General features: G+C 45.4%; 14 protein-coding genes. All 14 read left to right on the top strand.

Translation table 11 applies throughout. The annotated features are described in order from the left end of the window. Positions 1–271: 271 nt before the first annotated feature. The 14 genes from ACFSR5_RS19865 to ACFSR5_RS19800 all read left to right on the top strand — a co-directional run bounded on the left by ACFSR5_RS19865 (position 272) and on the right by ACFSR5_RS19800 (position 25,778). The gene (locus ACFSR5_RS19865) at positions 272–3,676 is read left to right on the top strand and encodes a SusC/RagA family TonB-linked outer membrane protein (protein ID WP_380906276.1); all 3,405 of its coding nucleotides are present in this window, start codon (positions 272–274) and stop codon (positions 3,674–3,676) included. A gap of 32 nt (positions 3,677–3,708) precedes the next feature. Continuing rightward, positions 3,709–5,673, top strand: coding sequence for a RagB/SusD family nutrient uptake outer membrane protein (locus ACFSR5_RS19860; protein ID WP_380906274.1), 1,965 nt, complete (start codon positions 3,709–3,711; stop codon positions 5,671–5,673). A gap of 338 nt (positions 5,674–6,011) precedes the next feature. Further along, positions 6,012–9,146: a DUF6298 domain-containing protein gene (locus tag ACFSR5_RS19855; RefSeq protein ID WP_380906272.1), complete on the top strand. Its 3,135-nt coding sequence runs from the start codon at positions 6,012–6,014 to the stop codon at positions 9,144–9,146. A 3-nt stretch (positions 9,147–9,149) separates the two neighbouring features. Then, complete coding sequence (locus ACFSR5_RS19850; RefSeq protein ID WP_380906271.1) at positions 9,150–10,550, top strand: glycoside hydrolase family 140 protein; 1,401 nt, start codon at positions 9,150–9,152, stop codon at positions 10,548–10,550. Between the two features lie 53 nt (positions 10,551–10,603). Then, positions 10,604–11,521 (top strand): glycoside hydrolase family 43 protein, encoded by a 918-nt coding sequence (locus ACFSR5_RS19845; protein ID WP_380906270.1) that lies wholly within the window; start codon positions 10,604–10,606, stop codon positions 11,519–11,521. 61 nt (positions 11,522–11,582) lie between these two features. Further along, positions 11,583–13,406: a six-hairpin glycosidase gene (locus tag ACFSR5_RS19840; protein WP_380906269.1), complete on the top strand. Its 1,824-nt coding sequence runs from the start codon at positions 11,583–11,585 to the stop codon at positions 13,404–13,406. Next, entirely contained in the window at positions 13,407–14,837 is a 1,431-nt protein-coding gene (locus ACFSR5_RS19835; protein ID WP_380906268.1) for a sialate O-acetylesterase, read from the top strand. Between the two features lie 13 nt (positions 14,838–14,850). Then, the gene (locus tag ACFSR5_RS19830; protein ID WP_380906267.1) at positions 14,851–17,628 is read left to right on the top strand and encodes a glycoside hydrolase family 2 protein; all 2,778 of its coding nucleotides are present in this window, start codon (positions 14,851–14,853) and stop codon (positions 17,626–17,628) included. 9 nt (positions 17,629–17,637) lie between these two features. Further along, positions 17,638–20,376, top strand: a complete 2,739-nt coding sequence (locus ACFSR5_RS19825) for an alpha-L-rhamnosidase (protein WP_380906265.1) — start codon at positions 17,638–17,640, stop codon at positions 20,374–20,376. A 13-nt stretch (positions 20,377–20,389) separates the two neighbouring features. Then, complete coding sequence (locus tag ACFSR5_RS19820) at positions 20,390–21,535, top strand: sialidase family protein (protein WP_380906264.1); 1,146 nt, start codon at positions 20,390–20,392, stop codon at positions 21,533–21,535. 19 nt (positions 21,536–21,554) lie between these two features. Next, the gene (locus ACFSR5_RS19815; RefSeq protein WP_380906263.1) at positions 21,555–22,706 is read left to right on the top strand and encodes an iron-containing alcohol dehydrogenase; all 1,152 of its coding nucleotides are present in this window, start codon (positions 21,555–21,557) and stop codon (positions 22,704–22,706) included. Position 22,707: 1 nt separating this feature from the next. Continuing rightward, complete coding sequence (locus ACFSR5_RS19810; RefSeq protein WP_380906261.1) at positions 22,708–23,643, top strand: dihydrodipicolinate synthase family protein; 936 nt, start codon at positions 22,708–22,710, stop codon at positions 23,641–23,643. Next, positions 23,636–24,661, top strand: coding sequence for a 4-hydroxythreonine-4-phosphate dehydrogenase PdxA (gene pdxA / locus ACFSR5_RS19805; protein WP_380906260.1), 1,026 nt, complete (start codon positions 23,636–23,638; stop codon positions 24,659–24,661). The genes ACFSR5_RS19810 and pdxA overlap by 8 nt, the downstream gene beginning before the upstream one ends. Before the next feature lie 7 nt (positions 24,662–24,668). Further along, positions 24,669–25,778 carry a four-carbon acid sugar kinase family protein gene (locus ACFSR5_RS19800; RefSeq protein ID WP_380906258.1) on the top strand — a complete coding sequence of 370 codons (1,110 nt, stop codon included), beginning with the start codon at positions 24,669–24,671 and terminating at the stop codon, positions 25,776–25,778. Positions 25,779–25,780 lie beyond the last annotated feature (2 nt).

Genomic DNA, 25,780 nt, shown 5'->3' with positions numbered 1-25,780 from the left:
GTTATTAAAATGTTTGTCAATCGTTATGATTATTTGCTACGTATTTATTTTTAAGACTAACCAATTAAAGATCAAAACAGCAAACGTAATAGTCAGAAACAATGCAGATAAGTTAATCCAATCGTTGAATTAACTATACATTATTAACGTGAAAAATTAAAAATGTATCATTGACAGTTCTGAGCGAACCGAAATATACATACCAGATCGAGCAAGGCTCGGTCACTAACAATTTTTAAGAAACCTATTTTATAAACACAATTTAAAACCAATGAATTATCAAGCTTTTTTGAAGAGAGGGTTAGTGCGAAGAAGTATTCGTTTCCTTTATCCACTTGCTGCATTGGCTCCGGTCGTGACGTTGGCCAATACCGTACCAAGTGAAATCGGCGTGCACGCGTCGAGATTTGTCGGAATTACTGGAAAAGTATTGGACCATAATGGAGCGCCCGTGCCGGGGGCTACCGTATTAGTCAAGGGAACAAAAGCAGGGGTGAAAACCGATGAAAACGGGGTCTTTAATATCAATGTGCCGGAATTAAATAGCGTTATTGTTGTAAGTTATGTTGGGTACAAAGTACAAGAGATCAATGTCGGAGGAAAGTCTAATATAACCATTCACCTTGAGCCTTTGGACGCAATTGACGAAGTGGTTGTCGTGGGTTACGGAACACAGCGGGCAAAAGATATAACGGGGTCAATTGTATCCGTGGACGTAGGTAAATTAGCAGATCTTCCAGTCGCCTCCATATCAGAAGCGTTGCGTGGACAAGTCCCTGGATTAAATGTATCTGGGGGGAGTAATCGTCCGGGTGCTATGGCGTCACTAAGTATTCGGCAGCAATTTAATTGGGGGAAAGATGGTGGAAGTGAAGTTCCACTGATAGTGATCGACGATGTAATCCAAGTAGATCCACAAAATGGTAAACCTTCTTTGGAACGTTTTAATATGCTGGATGTTTCGGAAATAGAAAGTATTACGGTATTGCGCGATGCGAGCGCTGCGATTTACGGCTCAAGGGCATCTCAAGGTGCAATAGTCGTCAAAACAAAGCGAGGGAAAGCGGGCCCACCACGTATAGCCTATAGTGCGAAATTCCAAACGAATGATGCGATCAGTCATGGAAAAGTTATGAACGCCCGACAATACGGCGAATTCGCAAATAGTTTTGGGAGAGCTGCAGGTTGGAACGATAATTATTTTTACTCCGATGCAGAGCTTGCCCGTATGGATTCTCTGAACTATGATTGGTTGGCAAATGACTGGAGAGCAGCAAACGCTATGCAACATTCGTTGGATGTAAGTGGAGGTTCAGATAGAGCGACTTATTACACAGGGGCTTCTTTCTACACGCAAACGCCAAATCTTGGTGCTCAAGATTTTAAAAGATGGACATTTAGGGCGGGAACAGACGTGAAGGTGGCAAGTAATCTTCGGTTGGGAGCAACCCTTGCGGCGGCAAATACAAATCTTGAAAAGTCCTTTACAAAAATCAACATGAACGATGGATCTTTCGCAATTGGCGGGGAACAAAATGACTATAGTATATTGCTCCATATGCCCAAATATATTCCGTGGATGTATACAATAGATGGTGTGGATCATTATGTTTCTCCTGCTTTAGGCCCGCATCGAATAGGAAGGGTCTCGGGAAACAATTCGTTAAGCAATTGGAATTACTACGAGTTGTTAAATAATGGTTCCAAAACAACCAGTAAGGACTTTAACTACAATGCGAATTTCTCGTTGCAATATGATGTTCCTTTCGTTAAAGGGTTGTCGTTTAAATTTAACTATGGATTGATGCAGTCTGCTGGAAATACGGAGCAAGTGATGATGCCGCTGCTATTGGCGTTGGCTAAAAACACAAATACAGCAGATAACCATCTGTACTCAAATACGACTCAATGGGATGCTCCAGCACTGAACAAAGCCAACTCTCGCGTAACATACGATAATACTACAGCTAAAAGCGAACAAATGAACTTTTTCGCTAATTATAATGCAACATTTGGCGATCATGATATTGGCGCGATGTTTAGTATCGAAAAAGCTACTACGGGTTGGGAAGATAGATACCAAATCTATGATAACCCAACAAGAGGCGTTTACAATGGAACATCTATATCGGCCGGAACGTTAAATAATTCTAATACAATAACTTACAGAACGGAGAGTGGCTCTCTTTCCTACCTCGGACGCGTTAACTATGGATACAAAGGACGGTACCTCTTAAATTTTGTATTCCGCTCGGACGCATCGACTAAGTTTGCTCCTGAAAACTATTGGGGTTTTTTCCCAGGTTTATCGGCGGGATGGGTAGCTTCTGACGAGAGTTGGTTTGCGGATAATATTTCTTGGATGAACTATTTAAAATTTCGTGCTTCTGTCGGCATTACAGGAAATAATAACGTAAACCCATGGAAGTGGACACGACTCTATACGGCGGCGACAGATAAGGGTATGGGATTTGGCGATAAAGGGGGAGAATACACTACAGGAATTACGCCAGATGCGGATCCAAATAGAGATCTTCGATGGGATCGAACTGTGCAGCGAAATCTAGGAGTCGACATGTCGTTTCTTAAATCGCAACTTAACCTGACTTTGGACGGCTACTATAATACCACGACAGATATGTTAACGGATATGTCTGGTGCGATCGATGTGCCCATTTCTGTCGGAGGAGCATTTGCCGAGCAGAACTATGGAGGAGTTAAGGCGTGGGGAACAGAAGTATCGTTGACTTGGAAAAGTCAAGTAAATGAGGTGAACTACTCCGTTGGGATGAACTTCGCGGTAGGTAACTATAAGGTAACCAAATACTTTGATCGTCCATTTGATTACCCTGCAGCAATGACTACTCGGCGTGCTGTTGGGAATACTGGTAACGGTAATCCCGTATGGGGATATAAAACGTGGAAGAACACATCAGCGGGAGACGGAATGTTACGCACCGATGCTGATATTGACGCATATTGGAACTATCTAACAGAAAACGCGAACAACTCGGGAATAGAAGGCGCGGCTCCTAACTTTCTTGGGATTACCGATAAATCGCAAATGAAAAAAGGAATGCTTGTGTACGAAGACGTCCGTGGTGCTCTAGACGCTGCGACTCAAACTTACGGCAAGCCTAACGGTGTGATCGAAGAGGATTCTGAGCAAGATTTTGATATGTTGAAAAAATCAAATATGAGCTACGGGATAACAACTAATCTCAGTGCTGGGTGGAAAGGGATTTCCTTCCAAGCCCAAATTTCAACATCCTGGGGGGGGACTCGATTCGTGGATTATTTGAAACAAGGTACAGGCAGTACGCAAAGCATGTGGTCACAACCGATTTATTTAACGGATATGTATGATCCTGATACGAATCCAGATGGTAAGTATCCAAATTTGGCTTACTATGAACAATTTGGAGGGAACAACTCGGATTTCTTCATGTTGCCTACGTTTCGCATGTTTGTGCGGAGTCTGAGTGTCGGTTACTCGCTGCCAAAGGAATGGGTATCCCGAGCAAAGGTGGATAATGTGAGAATTTTTCTTTCCGGAAATAATTTATGGGATTTTTATAACCCATATCCTAACAAATATCGTAATATGTACGATGCTCCAAACGTTGGATACCCGACATTAAGGACATGGTCGCTAGGTATAAATTTGGGACTATAACGATTGGGTAATTACCTTTTATTAGATGAATCATGAATAAGAAGATATTAATTTTTGCAGTGGCTTCCTTGCTGACTGCAATTGGATGTAAGCAGGACTTTTTAGAGGATATGAAAAGTTACGATAAATACGACGACAGTATTTTCGAAAATGAACTCCAAACAGGTTGGTATATTGATAGACTATATAACTATTTTTTTGTTAGTTATCGAAACCCTCAGCAGTCAGTAGTCGGCTTATACAATGATAACCGAGCAAAGATGACAGAGGAAATAGGGGGGACAGTGAGCAATTATATCAATCCAAATATGACGTTACAAAATGCATCTCAAGCTGACGGATACTATGGAAATTCGGTTACGGCTAGCGTGCAAAACAATCCATACACGCGCATACGATTTGCCAATTTCCTAATCGAACGGATTGATCAATCGGGTGCTGGTTTATCCGAAACCTTCCGTCGATCGGCAAAGGGTCAGATGTACTTCTTTAGGGCACTACAATATTTCGATCTTGTAAGGGTATATGGAGGAGTGCCTCTTGTGACAACCGTACAAGAAAACAGCGCTACGGATGAGAGTATCAGAGCACCGCGGGCAACATCCTCCGCATGTTTTGAGCAGATTGTTAAAGATCTAGATTCTGCCGCTGTCTTGTTGCCAATGGTATGGGATGGAGCATCGGCTAATTACGGTCGCCTCACGGCAGCGGGTGCATTAGCTATGAAAAGCAGGGTTTTACTCACGGCGGCAAGTCCTCTTTTTAACAAAGATTGGGACAATCCAGGGAATGAGCGTTGGCAAAAGGCATTGGCCGCTGGGTTGGATGCAGAAAGAAAGGTATCCGCTGGAGGGTACGGGTTATTTGGCTCTAGCGCGAAGGATTGGGCGGAAATGACGTTCAGAAACGACAACAAATTCAATCCGGAGGCCTTGATGGTTTTCTTGTTATCCACTCAATCTACTAGTTCTTCGGGATACAATAATAGTTGGGAAAATTCGGTGAGGCCTAATGCATACAACGGCGGCGGCGGGATTGCTGCGCCGAAGGAGATGCTTGATCTTTTTCCGATGGCTGACGGTTCTCGTCCCAATGCGACGAATTATGTAGATACATTTTTCTTTGCGAATCGTGAACCGCGATTTTATAGAACTTTTGCATTTCCTGCAGCGAAATGGGGAGTCAAAGGGAAGGACAATAAATCTACTTGGTTCTATCGTTGGAAAGAAAATGAAACCACAACAAAAGTTACCTATTTTGGCAATAATCAAACAAATAGCCCCGGATTAGTGCGCAAAATGTCTAACCCTGCTGCCGACAGTACCGCATTCGCATTTTCAGGAACAGATATTTTTGAGTACCGTTACGCGGAACTATTGCTCAATATCGCAGAATGTTACGCAGCAACAGGAGATATTGGCAATGCGGTAACCTATCTTGGTAAGGTACGTGCTCGGGTAGGAATTCCATCCGCTAATAATTACGGTATAGGAACACCGGCATCCCGATATGCGGCTTTAGAAGCATGTCTTTACGAGAGGAGGGTTGAACTCGCCTACGAGGGCAAACGTTTCTGGGATATTCAACGTTGGATGTTATATGATAATGTTGCTGAAAGTGGAAACTCCGTTCAGAAATTAGGATTAAAACCGATCAATGGCACGAAACGCACTGGATACTATTGGCAGTCAAAAACGTATGGCAAAGAGGATCCGCTAACTGGAGCAGATCGGAATATCTTAATTGATCCAGACGCAGAAAACTTTCAGACTGAAATAGAGAGATTAAAGCAGGTATACAAAGAGCATTTTGTGATGACCCCATTGGATCAAGAATGGGATAGGGTAAACAATGCGCCGGTAACGATTCTCTTCCGCCCCAACTATTATCTATCAGGACTTTCCGCGACGGTACTCGGAAATAACTCTTGGTTGGAGCAAACTAAGGGTTGGTTCGGCTACTCTGGTGGTGCAGGCACCTTCGATTATCAACAGTAGCTGTCATTAGCTTCGTAATTAAAAAAAATTGTATCCCCACCCCAGCGATAAGCATAGGGGTGGGGTTTTTAGCAACTTAGCACAATCTTATGTCAATTGTCACAGATATTATACGATTCTATAACAAAATACATCCAAAACTCATTCTAAGCACGCCTCAGTCGGCAAAATACTACAATAGCTAGAGAAAATAATATAACTACACCCCTGCAATTTTAGGTATGTTTGTACAGATGATGAAGGCCTATAATTTGTACTGTTTTCCAAAGTGTATTCGTTCAATTTAAAAGGTAACTTCTTTATTATTAGCTTTATAAACCGTTAAAGTTTGTATTACATTGAGAAGTGTTTTTTTACATAGCAGTTTGTGTTTTAGACGATGGACGATTTTCCTGACTGTTCTTTACGTATGTTCTTTTGTAGGATATGCACAAGAACAGTCGTCGCCCATCACCCTTCAAAAAAACGGACAGCTACACTATACCCCAGATAGTTTAGGTAACCGCATACCCGATTTCTCTTATGCGGGTTATGAAGGTGGAGACAAGGCGATTCCTGAAGCACCAGTCCGGATCATCGTGCCGAAAGGAGACGGAGATGCAACGCAGCGCATACAGCGGGCCATTGATTACGTGGCGCAGCTGCCCATCGATGCGCATGGGTTGCGTGGAGCTGTTGTCCTAGAAGCAGGAACATATCATGTTGGAGGCTCTATACACTTGCATACTTCTGGCGTTGTGTTGCGTGGTTCAGGGTTTACGAAAAACGGTACCGTTATAAAAGGTACGGGGACCACGCGGGAAACCCTTATTCGTATACTCGGTAAAGACAATGCGGAACGGTCTGGAAAACAAGAAATTCGTGATGCCTACGTGCCAGTGAATAGCTTTTCTGTAGATGTTTCGGATGCTTCTCACTTCAACGTAGGCGATGCGGTGGTTATTACACGTCCATCAACAGCCAAATGGATCGATGTATTAGGAACAGGCCATTTCGGAGGTGGATTAACATCCTTAGGCTGGAAGCCCGGTACGCGCGACGTAGTGTGGCACCGTCAGGTGCAACGTGTCGAAGGTAACAGACTGGTGTTCGATGCGCCGTTAACCATGGCACTAGATACTGTATACGGACGTTCTACCGTAGAAAAATGTACATGGCCAGGTCGTATCGAACAGGTCGGAGTTGAAAATATTGCACTAGAATCTGTTTTCGATCCCGGTAATCTCAAGGATGAAGATCATCGTTGGATGGCCATTACCATTGAAAATGCCCGAAATGTATGGGTGCGGCGTATGCAGTTCAAGCATTTTGCAGGCTCGGCAGTATATGCATTGTCCACTGCAAGCAAATTGACTGTCGAAGACTGCTTGTCGCTGGAGCCAGTTTCCGAAATTGGCGGACAACGACGTTATACCTATTACACCAAAGGGCAGCAAACGTTATTTCAGCGTTTATATGCCGAAAATGGGTATCACGATTTTGCGATAGGCTATCTAGCTGCCGGGCCGAATGCATTCGTGCAGTGTCAAGCCGTAGCACCATTCAGTTTTAGCGGAGCAATCGACAGTTGGGCATCCGGTGCTTTGTTGGATATTCTAGATATTGACGCGCAAGCGCTGAGCTTTAAAAATAGAGGACAAGATGCGCAAGGTGCTGGATGGACAGCCGCGAATAGTGTGTTTTGGCAATGTAGTGCGGCACTCGTGGAGTGCTACCAACCACCGCACGCTCAGAACTGGGCATTCGGCACATGGGCCCAATTTCAAGGGGATGGATTCTGGGATCAGTCCAATGAATATATCAAACCCCGAAGCCTATATTATGCGCAATTATCCGATCGTATCGGTAGCATAGCAAAGGAGCGGACTGTTTTGTTACCCGTGCTGACAGAGGCCTCAAGTAGCCCGTCCGTAGAGGTTGCTGCAGATCTTACCCAACAGGCGAGCACACCGCCATTACAACTTAAGGATTTTATAGTACAAGCGCCCGAAAGATATAGTTTGACGACAACCGCAAACGGGGTGAAATCCGTTGATGAATTACCGATTATAAAGAAAGTCGCTCCAGCTTGGGCTGCAGAGATGCACGTTCAGGATGGCTGGCTCGTGCGTGGAACGGAGGTTTTAGCTGGAAAGAAAACAGATATACAATGGTGGAACGGAAGTGCTCGACCATTTGCATTGTCGAAAGCTAAACCGCATATTACACGCTTTGTGCCAGGAGAAGAAGGGCTAGGCCTAACGGACAACTTGTCGGAAACAGCAGATACGATGGCCGCTCATCATGTAATATCTATAGACCACAATTATGGTCTATGGTATGAACGAAGAAGAGATGATCACGAACGCATACGCCGTATGGATGGTGACGTATGGCCGCCGTTTTATGAACTGCCGTTTGCCCGTAGCGGCCAAGGTCTTGCCTACGATGGCCTATCGAAATATGACCTAACGAAATTTAATAAGTTTTACTGGAGCCGTTTAAAACAGTTTGCCGATCTTGCTGACCAAAAAGGATTAGTCTTGATCCATCAAAACTACTTTCAGCATAATATCATTGAAGCTGGCGCACACTATACGGATTTCCCATGGCGTACGGCAAACAATATCAACAATGTCGGTTTTCCGGAACCTGTACCCTATGCGGGAGATAAACGTATTTTTATGGCGGAGCAATTTTATGACATAGAACACCCCGTCAGACGAGAATTGCACCGGGCGTATATTCGACAGTGTCTAGACAACTTTCGCGATAATACGGGCGTCATACAGATGATCAGCGCTGAATATACCGGACCCTTACATTTCGTGCAGTTTTGGATAGATGTGATCGCCGAATGGAAAAAAGAGACCGGTAAAAATCCGATTGTTGCATTGAGTGCCACAAGAGACGTTCAGGACGCTATTTTATCGGACCCCGAACGCGCGAAACATATTCAGGTCATTGATATCCGGTATTGGCATTATCAGGCAGATGGTACGCCTTATGCGCCAAAAGGTGGTCAAAATCTCGCGCCTCGGCAACATGCTCGCCTGATGAAACCCAAGAAAACATCGATGGAACAAGTTTATCGGGCAGTGAGCGAGTACAGGCAGCAGTTCCCCAACAAAGCCGTGCTTTATCATGGTGATAATTATCCCGAAATGGCATGGGCTAGTTTTATGGCGGGCGGATCCTTAGCCAACATACCTGCTGTCGAAGACAAAAACATCTTTCAGGAAGCGTCCAGCATGACACCGAAAGATGTAGATGGGGTTTGGACGCTGCAGAAAGAAGGCAAAGGAGCGATAATTTATCACACGGAGGGCACCTCTTGGGTCTTTGATGCTTCGGCTTTCAAAGGTGATTTCCAGATTTACCATATCGATCCAAAATCAGGAAAGATCTTGGCAAAAGAGCGCATAAAGTTAGATAAGAAAGTAACGTTTAATAAACATAAAGACACGGAAATTCTGTGGATAACTAAGAAATAGAACATGACGATTCGTAAAAAACTAATACCCATTCTTTTTGCATGCGCGTTGTTTTCTTGTACATCTCAGCAAGAACAACAAGAAGTAGGACTATTACAAGTTTCCGAAAACGGACGCTATCTAACCACGGAAAAAGGCGAGCCCTTCTTTTGGTTGGGAGATACAGGATGGTTGCTGTTCAACAAACTTAATCGGGCGGAAGCAGATCAATATCTGGATGATCGAAAAAACAAAGGATTTAACGTTATTCAAGCGATGGTTTTGCATACCGTGCCTTCTGTCAACATTTATGGCGACTCATCGATCGTCAATAAAGACCTTTCCAAGCCTTTGGTAACCGAAGGGAATAATCCAGAAGTAGATTCGGAATACGATTACTGGGATCATATTGATTATATCATTGACCAAGCAGCGCAAAAGGGATTGTACATGGCATTGGTGCCGGTTTGGGGATCGCCCGTGAAAGACGGGAAGGTATCGGTAGACCAAGCCAAAGTGTATGCTCGTTTTTTGGCTGAGCGTTGGAAAGATAAAAAGAATATCATTTGGCTAAACGGTGGAGATATCAAGGGAAGCGATTCAACCTCGGTATGGCAGGAAATTGGTAAAACCATCAAAGAAGTGGATCCACATCATTTAATGACATTTCATCCACGCGGACGTACGGCGTCATCGGACTGGTTTCATGATGCGGCTTGGTTAGACTTTAACATGGTGCAGTCCGGGCACCGACGCTACGATCAGGACACCTCGGCCAATGAAGAAAAGCATTACGGGGAAGACAATTGGCGGTTTATGGAAGCCGACTGGAAACGCTTACCAGTGAAGCCTACTATAGACGGCGAGCCCTCTTACGAAGGTATTCCGCAAGGGTTACACGATATTAAAGAGCCGCGGTGGACCGACGCAGATGTACGTCGCTATGGCTATTGGTCGGTTTTTGCAGGAGCTTTTGGCTATACCTATGGACAAAATTCAGTCATGCAGATGCATTCCAAAGTAGATACAACGACTGCCTATGGTTCTACCGAATTATGGACAGAAGCCATAAATGCCCCTGGAGCGACACAAATGCAGTACTTGAAGAAGCTCATGCTTTCTAGGGATGCTTATTTCGAACGCGTGCCTGATCAAAATTTGTTGGCTGAAAATGGCGAACAGTACAATAGATTGGTTGCAACACGTACAGATAATTATGCTTTTGTATATACGTACAATGGCCGCGAAATAAAAGTCAATATGGGTAAAATCAACGGTGAAAAGGTGAAAGCTTCTTGGTTCAATCCGCGAACCGGAGAGACAACCAAGATCGGCGAGTTCGACAATACCGGCGTACAGTCATTCCGTCCGGAAGGTGGACAAAAAGACGGAAACGATTGGGTGTTGATTTTGGACAGCATATAAATTGAATAGTCATGGTCATTAATTATATGACCGGTATATAGCAATTCTATACAATGAAATTTTTAGTGAAGTCTTTAGTTTTTGTGTTAGCTACATCCCTCTTGGCGTCCTGCCAAAGGGATGTTTATATGTTCACTTCGTTCCGTGAACCAGCAGACGAAGGCTTACGTTATTTATATAGCAACGACGGTTACCACTGGGAAAGTGTGCCGGGCATCTTTCTAAAACCAGAGCTAGGCACGCAAAAAATCATGCGGGATCCATCTATGGTTCAGGACAAGCACGGTGTGTACCACCTTGTGTGGACCATTGCTTGGAAAGGCGATCAAGGTATTGGATATGCACGGTCCAACGATTTGATCCATTGGGAAAACCAACAAGTTGTTCCGGTCATGGCGCACGAAGCGACAACGGTGAATGTATGGGCTCCAGAGCTCTTTTATGACGAAGAGGCTGACCGATTTATCATTATTTGGGCATCGACCATTCCGCACCGATTCCCTAGAGGCGTTGAAGCCGAAGATAATAACCATCGCATGTACTATACCACCACATCCGACTTTAAAACATTTACGCCTACAACGCTTTTTGCTGACCCAGGATTCAGCATCATTGATGCTGTGATTGTTAAAAAGGAAAAGGATGATTACGTGTTGGTACTTAAGGACAACACAAGACCGAATAGGAATCTAAAAGTAGCCTTCGCCGGCAATCCGTTAGGCCCGTTCACGAATGTTTCAGCTCCATTTTCGGCTTACCTGACAGAAGGGCCGAGCGTTGTCAAAGTTGGCGACGAGTGGCTCATTTATTTTGATTCCTATGGAAGCAAAAGCTACGAAGCGGTACGGACCAAAGATTTCGAGCATTTTGAGCAGATAAACGATGAAATTTCCGTGCCCGAAGGACATAAGCACGGAACGATTTTTAAAGCGTCAAAAAAAGATGTTAAAAGACTGTTAAAAACAAAGTAATACACGAAGTGTAGAAAAAACCTGTTGTATAGTCTCGGATGCAGTAACAAAAACAAAACAAATGAAAACAACACTACTCGGAATAGCAATATGGTGCACAGCACAAGTGGGGATGGCGCAAGATACAATCACGTACGTCGGAGAAACATTATCCAATGTAGACTATCATCATGGACAATTGACCCCAGCTGTCGGTACGCACAATATCCAAGTATTCCGCGCGAATAGAGAGTTCCCAAACCTCGCGGGAGGTCATGGTTTTACCTATAACCATCAACCTTTTTTAGCATTTTGGAACAATACGTATTATTTACAATTTTTGAGTAATCCTATTGGTGAGCATATTGCTGAAGGGAAGACACTATTACAAACGTCAAAAGATGGCTATGCATGGTCAGAGCCGGTCGAGCTATTCCCGCCGTATCTCGTTCCGGAAGGCTTTACCAAACCCGGACGTACGGACAAAGCAGGAAAGAACCTATATGCCATCATGCACCAGCGCATGGGATTCTATACAGCTAAAAATGGCAAATTACTCACGATAGGCTATTATGGTGTAGCGCTTGATGCGAAGGATGATCCAAACGATGGCCAGGGTATTGGTCGTGTCGTGCGGGAGATAAAACCCGATGGCTCCTTTGGACCGATCTATTTTATTCGGTTTAATAAATCATTTAATCAGAAGCTTGCACAATATCCGATGTTCAGCAAAAGCAAAGACAAAAGTTTTGTCGCTGCATGCAACGAACTGTTAGACAATCCGCTGATGATGCAACAATGGGTTGAAGAAGCGGATCGGGACGACCCTTTGGTGCCCTACAAGCGGCCAATCAAAGCTTTCGCTTATTACCATCTGAAGGACGGGCGTGTTGTCGGCTTGTGGAAACATGCGTTGACGGCAATCAGTAATGATAACGGCCGTTCTTGGGCCTACGATCCCGTGCGGGCACCTGGATTTGTGAATAGTAATGCGAAAATCTGGGGGCAGCAAACCAGCGACGGTCGCTATGCTACAGTATACAATCCATCCGAGTTCCGTTGGCCGCTGGCTGTATCGACAAGTGACGATGGACTAACCTATACCGACTTGTTACTCGTCAATGGGGAGATTACTACGATGCGGTACGGTGGAAATTATAAATCGTACGGTCCTCAATACGTACGTGGGATTCAAGAAGGTAATGGTTTGCCGTCTGACGGCAATATGTGGCTTACCTATAGTATGAACAAGGAAGACATGTGGATAGCCAAAGTGCCTGTACCCGTAGCCGCCGATGTACGAGGACATGTGAGGGACGACTTTTCTAAAAATGGATCAGAAGTATTCAATAAATGGAATATCTATAGCCCACTTTGGGCTTCCGTAAAGTTGGAAGATAAGCAGTTGGTTTTGCGGGATAAGGATCCGTACGATTACGCGAAAGCCGATCGTGTCATCGAATCAGCAAAAAAAGCAAAAATCGCGTTTACGGTAACACCACATCAAGCGAATAACGGAAAACTGCAAATAGAATTTACAAATGAAAAAGGACAGGCTGCTGGTCGATTGATATTCGACGAGGACGGAATGCTGAAAAATAAAGCCGGCTACCGAAATACAACCGTACAGTCCTATAACGCAGGTGAATCGTATCATATTGAGCTTGTATTGGATGTTGCTACACGTTCATATCAGTTGTCCGTAAATGGTTCGGATAAAGGTACAAGGTTGTTTTTTCAACCCGTAGCACAGATTAGTCAGGTCTCATTCCGCACCGGCGATGTGCGCCGTTATCCAAATGCGGATACCCCTACGGATCAAGATTTTGATGTTAAAGACGCGGGAACAGCGGTAAAGGAAGCTGCTTATGGTATTTCATCGTTTCAAGCCGAAAAGTTACAGTAAATGAGAAGGATTGCGCTTACTTGTTGTTTTATCATGGGGGTGCTTTCGAGCTATGCGACCATCGTATTGCCGAATGTTTTTGCACACCATATGGTATTACAAAGAGAGCAACCTGTCGCCATCTTTGGTCAGGCACATCCGGGAGAGCGTATCACCGTTCGTTTTCAAGGACAATCGAAGAGAACAAGTGCCGATGCCGAAGGGAATTGGAAGCTGTGGCTTTCACCTATGAAGGCGAATGCAGCCGGCGCAGACCTGATTATAGCTGGCGAAAATACGATCGTTTTACGCGACGTACTCGTGGGGGAAGTTTGGATTTGTTCCGGACAATCCAACATGGAATACCAAATGCGCAAGTTAGTCAAGCTGTCCCCTCCAAAAAACGGAACTTATTTTCCTAAGGATGAGGTAAAAAACGCACGAAATACACAGATACGGCTATTTTTGGTACGTCGGAAATTTCTCGCTAAGCCAGATGGTACTTACACCGGGTGGAGTATAGCACAAGACTCCGCGCTGCGTCAATTCTCGGCGGCAGGGTACTTCTTTGCGAAATCCCTACAACAGGAACTGCAGGTACCCGTTGGTATTATCTCTTCTGCCGTTAGCGGTAGTCGGATTGAACCGTGGATACCGAAAGAAGCCCTCGATCGTGAACCCTACTTTCGCGGTAGGAAGTTGGAAGGTGATCCCGGAAAGTTTTTTGAAACCATGATTGCGCCTTTGGCCCCCTATACCATCAAAGGATTTCTTTGGTACCAAGGAGAAACGAATGTCTTCTTACAGGAAACGATCAGCTACACCCATAAACTTAAGACCTTAATAGAAAGCTGGCGCGAGGGGTGGGGAACCGAAAAACTACCGTTTTATTTTACACAAATTGCGCCATTCCAATACTCTGTGGATGAGCAAGGGAAGACGCGTATGCCGCGTACCACCTTGCCGGAATTCCGTGAAGCACAGGATCTTGTTTTACAGGTTAAGCACACCGGACGCATTGCTACCACAGATCTAGTAGATCATGTGCACGACTTGCACCCCAGCTATAAATGGGAAATCGGTCGTCGATTGGCGTTACAGGCGCTGAAGAAGACGTATCATCGATCAATAGAAGCGGACGGCCCAACTTATAAATATTTCAAACGGAAGGGGAATTCTGCATCCATCTTTTTTGTACACGCCGCCGGCTTACAAACTCGTGATGGGCAGTCACCAACAGGATTCGAAGTGGCCGGAACAGACCGTATATTCTACCCCGCATCGGCTCGCATTCAGGGACAAACGGTCGTTGTTACGGCCCCTCAAGTGGAGACCGTAGCCTTTGTCCGGTTTGCATGGGACGAAGCGGCGCAGCCAAATTTAGTGAATGCGGCGGGCCTGCCGGCACTGCCGTTTCGATCAACTAATCCACATAAAAAATTAAAACGTTAATAACCAGTACCGAATGAAATTTTACGCAACGCTCCTATTTACGCTATTTCTTGTCCATATTGTCCACCCCTCGGTGGGACAAGAGACTGTCCGCCAATATCTCTCAGGAACTGGAAAGGACGACGGTGTGCTGTGGGATTTTTCGGTTTCAGGCGGTAGGAAAGCTGGTCAATGGACAAAAATCCCAGTGCCTTCTAATTGGGAGCTGCATGGATTCGGTACGTACAATTACGGATTCAACAAAGAGGCAGATAAAGGAAAGGAAGTTGGTACATACAAGCACCGGTTTACGGCAGACAACAGTTGGAAAGGAAAACAGGTCAACATCGTCTTTGAAGGTGTCATGACGGATGCCGAAGTCAAAATAAATGGGAAAACGGCTGGGGCAATTCATCAGGGCGCATTTTATACGTTTAAATACGATATCACCAAATTGTTGGTTTTTGGAAAAGCCAACGTGTTGGAAGTGAAAGTCGCTAAACATTCGACCAATAAGTCGGTCAATGCTGCCGAACGGGAAGGAGATTTTTGGGTATTTGGGGGCATATTCCGTCCGGTTTTTCTGGAAATAATGCCAACGAACCATATAGAACGGGTATCCTTTGATGCTAAAGCAGACGGTTCATTGCAGGTGAAGATGCGTACCGTAGGTCGTTCGGATAAAGCGGTTATTCAACTCTATACCCACGATGGGCAGACGTTTGGTCAGCCCGTTCACGTTGATGTACACCATGGGGAGGGACATGGACAGGGAGAATTTGAGCGTCCTAAATTATGGTCTGCAGAATTTCCAAATCTATACCGGGCAGAGGTCACCCTTTTCGCTAACGGAAAACAGCAGCATCGCAGCAACCATAAGATTGGCTTCCGTACCGTTGAAGTGAGGAAAAGGGATGGCGTGTACATCAACGGAACCAAAATTAAATTTAAGGGTGTTAACCGACACTCGTTCCACCCGGAATCTGGGAGAACGACGAGTAAAGCGTTAAGTGTCCACGATGTGGAGTTGATAAAGGAAATGAATATGAATGCCGTACGCATGGCACATTATCCTCCCGATACACATTTTTTGGATGTGTGTGATTCCCTAGGTTTATATGTGATGAATGAACTCGGAGGATGGCATGGTCACTACGATACACCAACGGGGACAAAGCTGGTCAAAGAAATGATGGTGGTTTCTGAAAATAATCCGTCCGTTATCTTCTGGGCTAATGGAAATGAAGGAGGTCATAATCCTGAATTGGATACGACCTTTTTCTCCGAAGATCTACAGGGCCGTCCGTTGATATATCCCTGGGCCGTGTATGGAGGTTTCGAAACAACCCATTATCGCGAGTACAATTATGGTATCGGAACCTACGATCATGGACATAACATCGTTATGCCGACGGAGTTCTTACATGGTATGTTCGACGGGGGTCACGGAGCCGGTATCGAAGATTATTGGAAGGCCATGTGGAGCAATCCGTTATCGGCGGGAGGTTTTCTATGGGATTTTCAAGATCAGGGTATCGTGCGTACCGATAAAGGCAATATGCTGGACACAGATGGAAACCGTGGAGCCGACGGTATCGTTGGACCTTACTATGAACGGGAGGGAAGCTTTTATACAATTAAGGAAGTGTGGAGTCCTGTTTTCTTCGAAAAACGCGAAATGACACCTGACTTTAACGGGGAGTTTATCATCGAGAACCGGTATGCATTCACCAATTTAGCAGACTGCTCATTCTCCTATGTGTTGCGACGCCTGGATGCCAAACATGCCTCGGACAATGGCCCAACGGTGCGTATACCCTCCCCGGATATCAAACCAGGGGATAGAGGTCGTTTGAAAGTTAATCTGCCTTCTGATTGGTATAGCTTTGATGTGCTGCAGATCACAGCAGCAGATGTTTACGGCAAAGAAATTTACACATGGAGTTTTCCCATTGCATTACCGGGTCGTGTGGCTGAAACGTTCAAAGAAAAGCGCGGTACGACGGTACAGACACAAGAAACCGCGACTACATTCCACGTCAATGCTAATGGAATACAGTATGCGTTCAACAAGGAGACTGGCGTGTTGAAATCGGTCGAAAATGCAAAAGGCATAATCCCATTTGGTAACGGCCCTATACTGCAGGAAGCTGTTAATAACTATAAGAATTTCTCGATGCGTCGCGAAGGCGATACGGTTGTCATCGAATCTACGTTCGATAAAAAAGAAAGCTACAACACGTTATGCTGGAAAGTATTTCCGTCCGGACAGTTAAAAATGCATGTACAGTATTTTCCCGAAAGTTACTTTACGCGTTTTGTCGGTGTAAATTTTGATTTGCCAGAGTCTGAAATGAAAAGTGTGGAATATATGGGGATGGGGCCCTATCGGGTTTGGAAAAATCGGATGAAGGGTAACCAATTTGGGGTATGGAATAAACCGTACAATGATGCAGCTACTGGCGAAATACCCTTTACATATCCTGAATTTAAAGGATACCATGCAAATATGTATTGGGCCACTTTTCAGCTAAAGACACAGTCTTTCAAGGTTTTTACAGATCGGGAAGATGTTTTCCTTCGTTTGTACACACCTAAAGAACAACAAGATACCGATTGGAAAAATATGGAGCCGACCTTTCCTAAAGGCGATATTTCGTTTATGAACGGAATATCCGCTATTGGCACAAAGACACAGAAGCCAGAGACAACGGGACCAATGGGAATGAAGCATGTGTATTACGATTTCGAAAAGGAACCTATACGAGCTTTACACATGGTGTTATATTTTGATTTTTCAAGTCAGCAGTAGTACAATTATATGACGAAGAGCACCTTCATATGGATCATGGGTTTGGTGATTATAGCACATAATCTCCGGGCCGCTCCACGTGCGATAGATTTGCGTTGCGAGCTGCAGACGAATCCTACAGATATCACGATTCAGGAGCCACGTCTCGGTTGGAAGATTGTAGCTGACGAACGGCGTGTCATGCAAACGGCGTACCGCATAATAGTATCTTCTTCGTTGGATTTGTTGCAAGAAGACGTAGGCGACCTTTGGGATTCTGGAAAAATAACCTCTTCCAATTCAACCGCGGTCTTGTATGCAGGTAAGGACTTGTCTTCAAGGACAGGCGTCTTTTGGAAGGTCAAGACATTTACGAATGTTGGGGAATCGGACTGGTCAATGCCTGCTTCGTGGACAATGGGACTACTGCACTATAAAGACTGGACAGGCCGCTGGATTGGATTCGACAAGTACCAACAACAGGATGACGAGGCAACGGGTACACTGGCGGCACGTTATCTCCGCAAAGAATTTACAGTACAGAAGAAAGTAAAGCAAGCGACAGCATATATTATAGGACTTGGTTTGTACGAATGGTATCTAAATGGCAAAAAGATTGGTGATCAGGTTTTAGCCCCCGCGCCTACGGATTATACCCATAACATTAAATATAATGTCTTTGACGTCACGCAACAGCTTCAGGAAGGTAAACAAGCGCTTGGCGTGGTATTGGGTAATGGACGATTCTATGCGATGCGCCAGGCAAAACCATACAAAGTTAAAACATTCGGATTCCCCAAACTACTGTTTCAGCTCCTGCTGACTTATACCGACGGATCGGTGGAAGTAATAAAAACGGATGACAGTTGGAAAGGGACGACGGACGGCCCGATTGTAGCCAATAACGAGTATGATGGAGAACAGTACGACGCGCGAAAAGAGCTCACTGGTTGGACTAAAATTGGGTACGACGATAGCCGCTGGCAAAAGGCCGAGTACGTGCAAGAACCCGGCGGAAACTACGAAGCACAACGGATAGGGCACATGAAAGTCATGCAAGATCTGCAACCCATTTCGGTCTTAAAAAAAGGAAGTGGAAAATACCTGCTTGACTTTGGACAAAATTTCTCTGGTTGGGTCAAGATGCGTGTCCGCGGAAAGCGGGGGCAACAGGTAACCTTACGGTTTGCAGAATCATTAACCGAAGACGGGAATTTATTTACCACGAACCTACGGGATGCTAAAGCCACGGATGTATATATTTTACATGGAGAGGGCGAAGAAATCTGGGAACCTCGGTTTACGTACCACGGGTTTCGCTATGTCGAAGTGGAAGGTTATCCGGGTAACGCGCAGAAGGCTGACTTTATTGGCCGCTTTGTATACGACGATATCGAAACCGTGGGGCATTTCTCCTCATCTAATAGCGTACTGAACCAGATTCATAAAAACGCGTGGTGGGGAATTGCTTCGAACTACAAGGGGATGCCGGTCGATTGTCCGCAACGGAATGAACGCCAACCTTGGCTCGGCGATAGGCCCATGAGCGCATATGGCGAAAATTTTCTGTTCGATAATGCAAATTTTTACGCCAAGTGGTTGGAAGATATCCGCCTGTCGCAAAAAGAGGACGGCGCTATTCCCGATGTAGCGCCTGCGTTTTGGCGTTATTACAGCGACAACATCAGTTGGCCGGGCACCTATATTATGGTTGCAGATATGCTTTACCAGCAGACTGCAGATGCCCGAATAGTGGAAAAACATTATCCCGCCATGAAGAAATGGATGCATTACATGCGTGTTCGTTATATGGATGAATCGGGTATCCTTACCAAGGACAGCTACGGAGATTGGTGCTTCCCGCCCGCAACAATCGAAGAGGGAAGAGGCAAGATTGCCGATAAAAAATACCCCAGTGCACTTATTTCTTCCGCCTACTATTATTACCTCCTTCAACGGATGGTAGAATTTAGTGTACTAACTAGAAACGAGCAGGACAGTAGCGAATTTGTGCATCTGGCAAGCCAACTCAAAAATAATTTTAACAGGAAATTTTACAAGGGCAACGGGTCGTACGGAGCGAACACATTAACCGATAACCTGCTGCCTATGCGATTTGGCATCGTAACGGAAAATGAAAAAGAGAAGCTGGCCCAACGTATCGCGGCGATCATTGAAAAGGAAAACCATGGCCACCTAAGTACTGGCGTAGTAGGCACACAATGGATTATGCGCACATTGACAGATATGGGTAGAGCCGATCTTGCCTATCGTATTGCTTCCAACAAAACATATCCGTCTTGGGGATATATGATCGAGAACGGAGCCACCACCATCTGGGAATTGTGGAATGGAAACACCGCGCATCCCAAGATGAATTCGCAAAACCACGTCATGATGTTGGGTGATTTGCTCATTTGGTATTACGAAAATCTGGCCGGAATCAAATCGGCACAAAATGGCTTCCAGGTAGTGGAGATGAAGCCTTCGTTTGTAGAAGGTCTCGATCATGTCGACGCACGTTATAAAGGGCTTTACGGGGAGATTGTTTCGTCCTGGAAGAAGATTGGCAATACCCTTCAATGGACCATCTCTATCCCTGCCAATAGCCGAGCGAATGTTTTCTTGCCTACAAACGATGTCCATACGATCTCGGAAGGTGGGAAGCAAATAACCAAACACGATGACATGGAAGTTCTCGGACAAGAGGCAGGGACCGTCCAAGTCGCAATAGGATCGGGAACCTATCACTTTATAGTTACACGATAGTAAACAAGAAATTATGAAAAAACAAGGAATCATACTCTTTTTAGGCATGTTGTTCTTCGTAGGCGTGAAGGCACAAGAGAATGCGCTGTACAAGTGGCGTAAAGGAATCATCAAAGATGAATTTATTTACGATACGGCAGGATTTCCATCGTGCCATTCCGCGACTTTAGTAGAAACACCGACCGGATTGGTTTACGCCTTTTTCGGTGGTACAAAAGAGCGTCATCCCGACGTGGAGATTTATGTTTCCCGTTTGGAAAATGGATCGTGGACTGCCCCCATGTCGGCCGCCGACGGAGTGCAAGAGGATGGTAGCCGTCTTCCGACGTGGAACCCGGTCTTGTACCAAGTGCCAAGCGGAGACTTATTGCTATTTTATAAAGTAGGACCAAAGCCGTCCGAGTGGTGGGGAATGCTGAAACGGTCTTCCGATGGCGGAAAAACTTGGTCAGCGGCAGAAAAACTTCCCGAAGGATACTTAGGTCCCGTGAAAAATAAACCCGTACTGTTGAGTAATGGTAATCTGATTTGCCCAACGAGTACAGAAGGTAATGGTTGGAATATCCATTTTGAGATCACGTCAGATTTCGGCAAAACATGGCGGAAGGTAGGACCTATCGACCGGGGTAGCGATGATGTGAATGCTATCCAACCAAGTGTGCTGGATCATGGAAATGGTAGGTTGCAAATTTTGGCCAGAAGCCGGAACTGGGCCATTGTGGAATCGTGGTCCTACGACAATGGAGAAACCTGGACACCCCTGCAAAAAACAACATTACCGAATAACAATTCAGGAACAGACGCCGTGACGATGAAAAATGGTACACACGTCTTGGTGTACAACCATGTATTACCTCCGAAAGATAATCCCAAGGGTGCACGCACTCCGTTGAATGTAGCCGTATCGAAGGACGGTAAAAATTGGGATGCAGTTTTGATCCTCGAAGATTCGCCGATCAGTCAATATTCGTATCCCGCAGTTATACAAACTAGCGACGGACTATTGCATTTTGCCTATACCTGGAGAAGACAAAAAATGAAGCATGTAGTTGTCGATCCATCGAAACTGACGAAGAGAAAGATAAAAAAAGGGGTTTGGCCAAAGGTAAAAGGGTATACCCTTCCCACTATGGAAACCTACAAAGCGGAAGAACAATAAAATAAAAGAATAACGTGGTATGTCAGTAGAACGCATATTAAAAGTAAATTTCCCCAATAAGCTCGTGTTTGGAAACGGCGTACTGGGACAGCTAGCAGAGGATGTTGTTGGATTAGGAAGCCAGTCGATCATACTGATGACCATCGAACCTTTAGTACAGCAGCTGGAGCCCTTTATTACGCATTTGAGGAACGAAGGAGTGCAAGTGACGATAGATACATCGATTATACAAGAGCCGTCGTTTACAGACCTTAAACGTGTTTTGGCTACCTATCAGGGAATGGCGATAGACACGGTTATTGGAATTGGTGGGGGGAGTGTATTGGACATAGCAAAGCTTGTTGCGGCTCAATTGGACAATACACAGACCGTGGAAGAAATTGTTGGGAACGGACTATTGCACAGACGCAATATCGGGCTCATTTGCGCACCCGCTACAGCCGGAACAGGAAGCGAAGTATCGCCCAATGCGATTTTGGTGGACGACGAAAACCAGAAGAAGGGAATCATAAGTCCATTTTTGGTACCGGACGCAGTGTATGTTGATCCATTATTGACCGTGGGGCTCCCGGCAGGGATCACGGCAGCAACCGGACTGGATGCATTGACTCATTGTTTGGAAGCGTACACGAATAAGTTTGCACAACCTTTTATTGATATGTATGCGTTCGAGGGTATGCGTCTTATTGCTGCCAATCTGGTAGAGGCGGTACACAACGGTACAAATACACAGGCTAGACAGGAAGTAGCCATGGGAAGTATGCTAGGCGGTTTTTGTCTAGGTCCCGTAAATACTGCTGCGGTTCACGCACTGTCCTATCCGTTAGGCAGTATGTTTCATTTAGCGCACGGGTTGTCCAACGCGTTGCTCTTACCGTATGTTATGGAATACAATTACGTAGCGGCACCGAAGAAATATGCAGAGGTGGCCATCGCCTTAGGATGTGAGCGCCGGTCCACAGATGAAGAAACAGCCCGAGCTGGTATTGTCAAAGTAAAAGAACTGATCAAAGACTGTGGTATTCCCGCACGCTTGCGTGACGTCAATATTCCCAAAGAAGCCATTCCGCAAATGGCCGAAGACGCGATGAAGATCACGCGTTTATTAGTAAACAACCCGCGCGAAATCAGCTTGTCTGATGCGCTGTCAATATTTAATGCTGCCTATTAAAATGAAAGAAATAAAACAGAAAGAGACGATTGTTCCCGTGGTAGCACCCTTGAAACAAGATTTGAGCTTAGATCACGATGCTGTAGCCCGCATTTTTGCGTATTTGTACGGAAATGGCGCCATACCGTTTATTTTGGGAACTACGGGCGAATCGGCGTCCTTATCCAATAAATTTAAAGAAGAGTATGTGCAGACAGCTGTAGCAAACCGGCCTCACGGCAAAAAATTATATGTAGGAATTTCGTCAAATATCTTGCAAGATTCCATTTCGTTTGCCAACTTGGCTGCAGCTCTAGGCGTAGAAGAGGTTGCGGCGACATTGCCAACGTATTACAAGCTTTCAGAAGTGCAAATGGAAAAGTACTACCTGGATCTTGCGGAGGCTATAGCAGCCAATTTAATCGTTTATAATATTCCAGCGACGACGCATATGTCTATACCACTCGATTTATTGGATCGATTGAGCTATCATCCGAAAATCGTAGCCGTGAAGGATTCCGAACGTAGTATGGAACGGTTGGATCGCTCGCTGGACCTATGGAAAGATCGGACTGATTTCAAGCATTATATGGGCTGGGCGGGAGCTTGTGCGCATTCCTTGATTCATGGAAGCGACGGCATTATACCGAGTTCTGGAAATTTTGCTCCGGCTATTTACTCCGCGATGTGTCAGGCAGTAGAACGGGGAGACATAGAAGCTGCGGAAATGCTACAACAGCAATCGGATAGCCTAGGGGCCTTATACCAAGCGAATAAGTCGTTGGGGGAATCCTTATGGGCACTCAAGGTCCTAATGAAGGAGCTGGGATTGTGTGAATCCTTCATGATGCCACCATTGTATGCATTAGGCGTCCCAGAAGAACAAGCGCTTGTAGAGGCTTTTCATCAACTAGTAACAAATGAAAATATTAAACTGAATATCGTAAATCATGTATAAACCTATTATCGGCATCACGATGGGAGACCCGGCAAGTATCGGTCCCGAAATCGCTTTAAAAGCGCTCTTGGACGAACGCGTACACAGGTGTTGTCGACCAATTCTAGTAGGAGATTTTGCTGTATTTCAGCAAATTGCAGACAAACTGAATTTGCCGATCACGATTCACGCTATCACTGATGTGGCGGAAGCACAGTTTTTGACAGGAACGGCAGATGTATTTGATCTGCGCAATACCGATCTGTCAAAAATAACGTTTGGGGAAATTTCTGCCGAAGCCGGAAAAGCGTCCTTTGAATCCGTCGTTAAAGTGATTGATTTGGCGTTGAAAGGAAGTTTGGATGCGACAGTAACCGGCCCGATTAATAAAAAATCCATCAACGAAGCGGGGCATCATTTTGCAGGGCATACGGAAATTTATGCACATTACACCCATACGAAGAAATACGCCATGCTATTGGTGGAAGAGAATATGCGTGTGATACATGTATCGACGCATGTATCGCTGCGTCAGGCATGCGACCTCGTAAAGCAGGAACGCATTCTGGAAGTCGTAGAGCTGTTGCAAAATGGACTTGTTAGCCTAGGGGTACCAAACTTAAAAATCGGAATAGCAGGGTTAAATCCGCATGCTGGAGATTCTGGACTTTTCGGTACAGAGGACGACGAAGAAATAGCTCCCGCCGTGGCCACAGCGAAAGAGCGCGGTTACGATGTTGAAGGTCCTGTTCCGGCAGACACGCTTTTCGCAAAGGCTGCCACAGGATACTATGGTGGAATTGTAGCGATGTATCACGACCAAGGACATATCCCATTTAAACTGACGGGCTTCAAGTGGAATGCTGAAAAAAAACAGATGGACAGTGTAAAAGGCGTGAATATCACAATGGGATTACCTATTATCCGTACATCCGTAGATCATGGGACAGCATTTGAAATTGCTGGAAAAGGCGTCGCCAGTCCAGATGCAATGATTTTAGCAATTGAGTCTGCTGTGCAGCTGGCATTAAACAAATAGACCGCATATGAAACCGATTTTAGTGATAGCAGACGACTTGACTGGCGCAGCCGAAATTGGCGGCGTCGCACTTCGTTATGGGCTGTCTGCTCAAATCGTTCATTCAGTTACCGAGCCAATAACAACCGACATTCTAATTGTGAATACAAATTCACGCTCGATGAAAATCGACCGTGCGTTATCACATTTGGCATCGGTACTTCCAAGTCAATCCATAGTGGATTGGTCTTGGATTTACTTAAAGTTTGACTCCGCATTGCGCGGGCATATGCGAGAAGAAATTCCATTTTACAAAACGGCATTCTGCGCACAACAGGTATTCTTCTGTCCTGTAAATCCGAAGATGGGGCGTCTGATCCGTAACGGAGTCTATGTTGTTCAGGGCGTACCCATTGCGGAAACGGACTTTAAACATGATCCCGAGTTTCCGGTCCGCGAAAGCGACATTCTTCAAATCATGGGACCAGAAAACTGGGCACTGCAAACAGAGCCCAAGCTGATTCCGGATGATCGATTTTTTTTGATCCCTGCGGTGGCGGAGGGAGAGACACTGGATCGATGGGCGGATTGTCTTCCCAAAAACGCATTGTTTGCCGGAGCTGCTGCATTTTTTGAGGCCTTGTTGCGCAACCGGTTGGAACACGGTGAACTCCTTGATAGTCGAATAGATGCGGTTCAAGGGCAACAGCTCTATATTTGTGGCTCAAAGCACGAAAGCAGTTTAAGGCGGCTGCGGGAACTTGCTCCGGAGGAGATTGTATACTGGCAGAAGGCAGGAGGCGAGTGGCATGTGGCCCAGGAGCTCGAACAGGCCCTGCGAAAGAAAGAACGAGTGGTATTTGCCGTCGCGACGGATACCGATAGTGAGGCCCGGGTTATACGAAAGAGTATGGCAACGAGTATAGCCATGTTAAATGAGCAGTACGCGTTGCAAGAATTAGTTATTGAGGGAGGCGCTACGGCACGTGCCGTATTAAAAGCGCTGCAAATTGACGCACTTCGTCCCATACAGGAGAAAGGGGCCGGGGTCATCACATGTGCCGTGCCGGACACGGAAATATACGTGACCCTAAAGCCTGGAAGTTACCCCTGGACGAAGGAATTATGGGCTTTTTAGCC

Source organism: Sphingobacterium suaedae (genome assembly GCF_042684625.1).
In the GTDB taxonomy this organism is placed as follows: Bacteria; Bacteroidota; Bacteroidia; order Sphingobacteriales; family Sphingobacteriaceae; genus Sphingobacterium; species Sphingobacterium suaedae.
The sequence above is the reverse complement of the archived record's forward strand: the minus strand, read 5'-3'. Positions and strand labels throughout refer to the sequence as shown.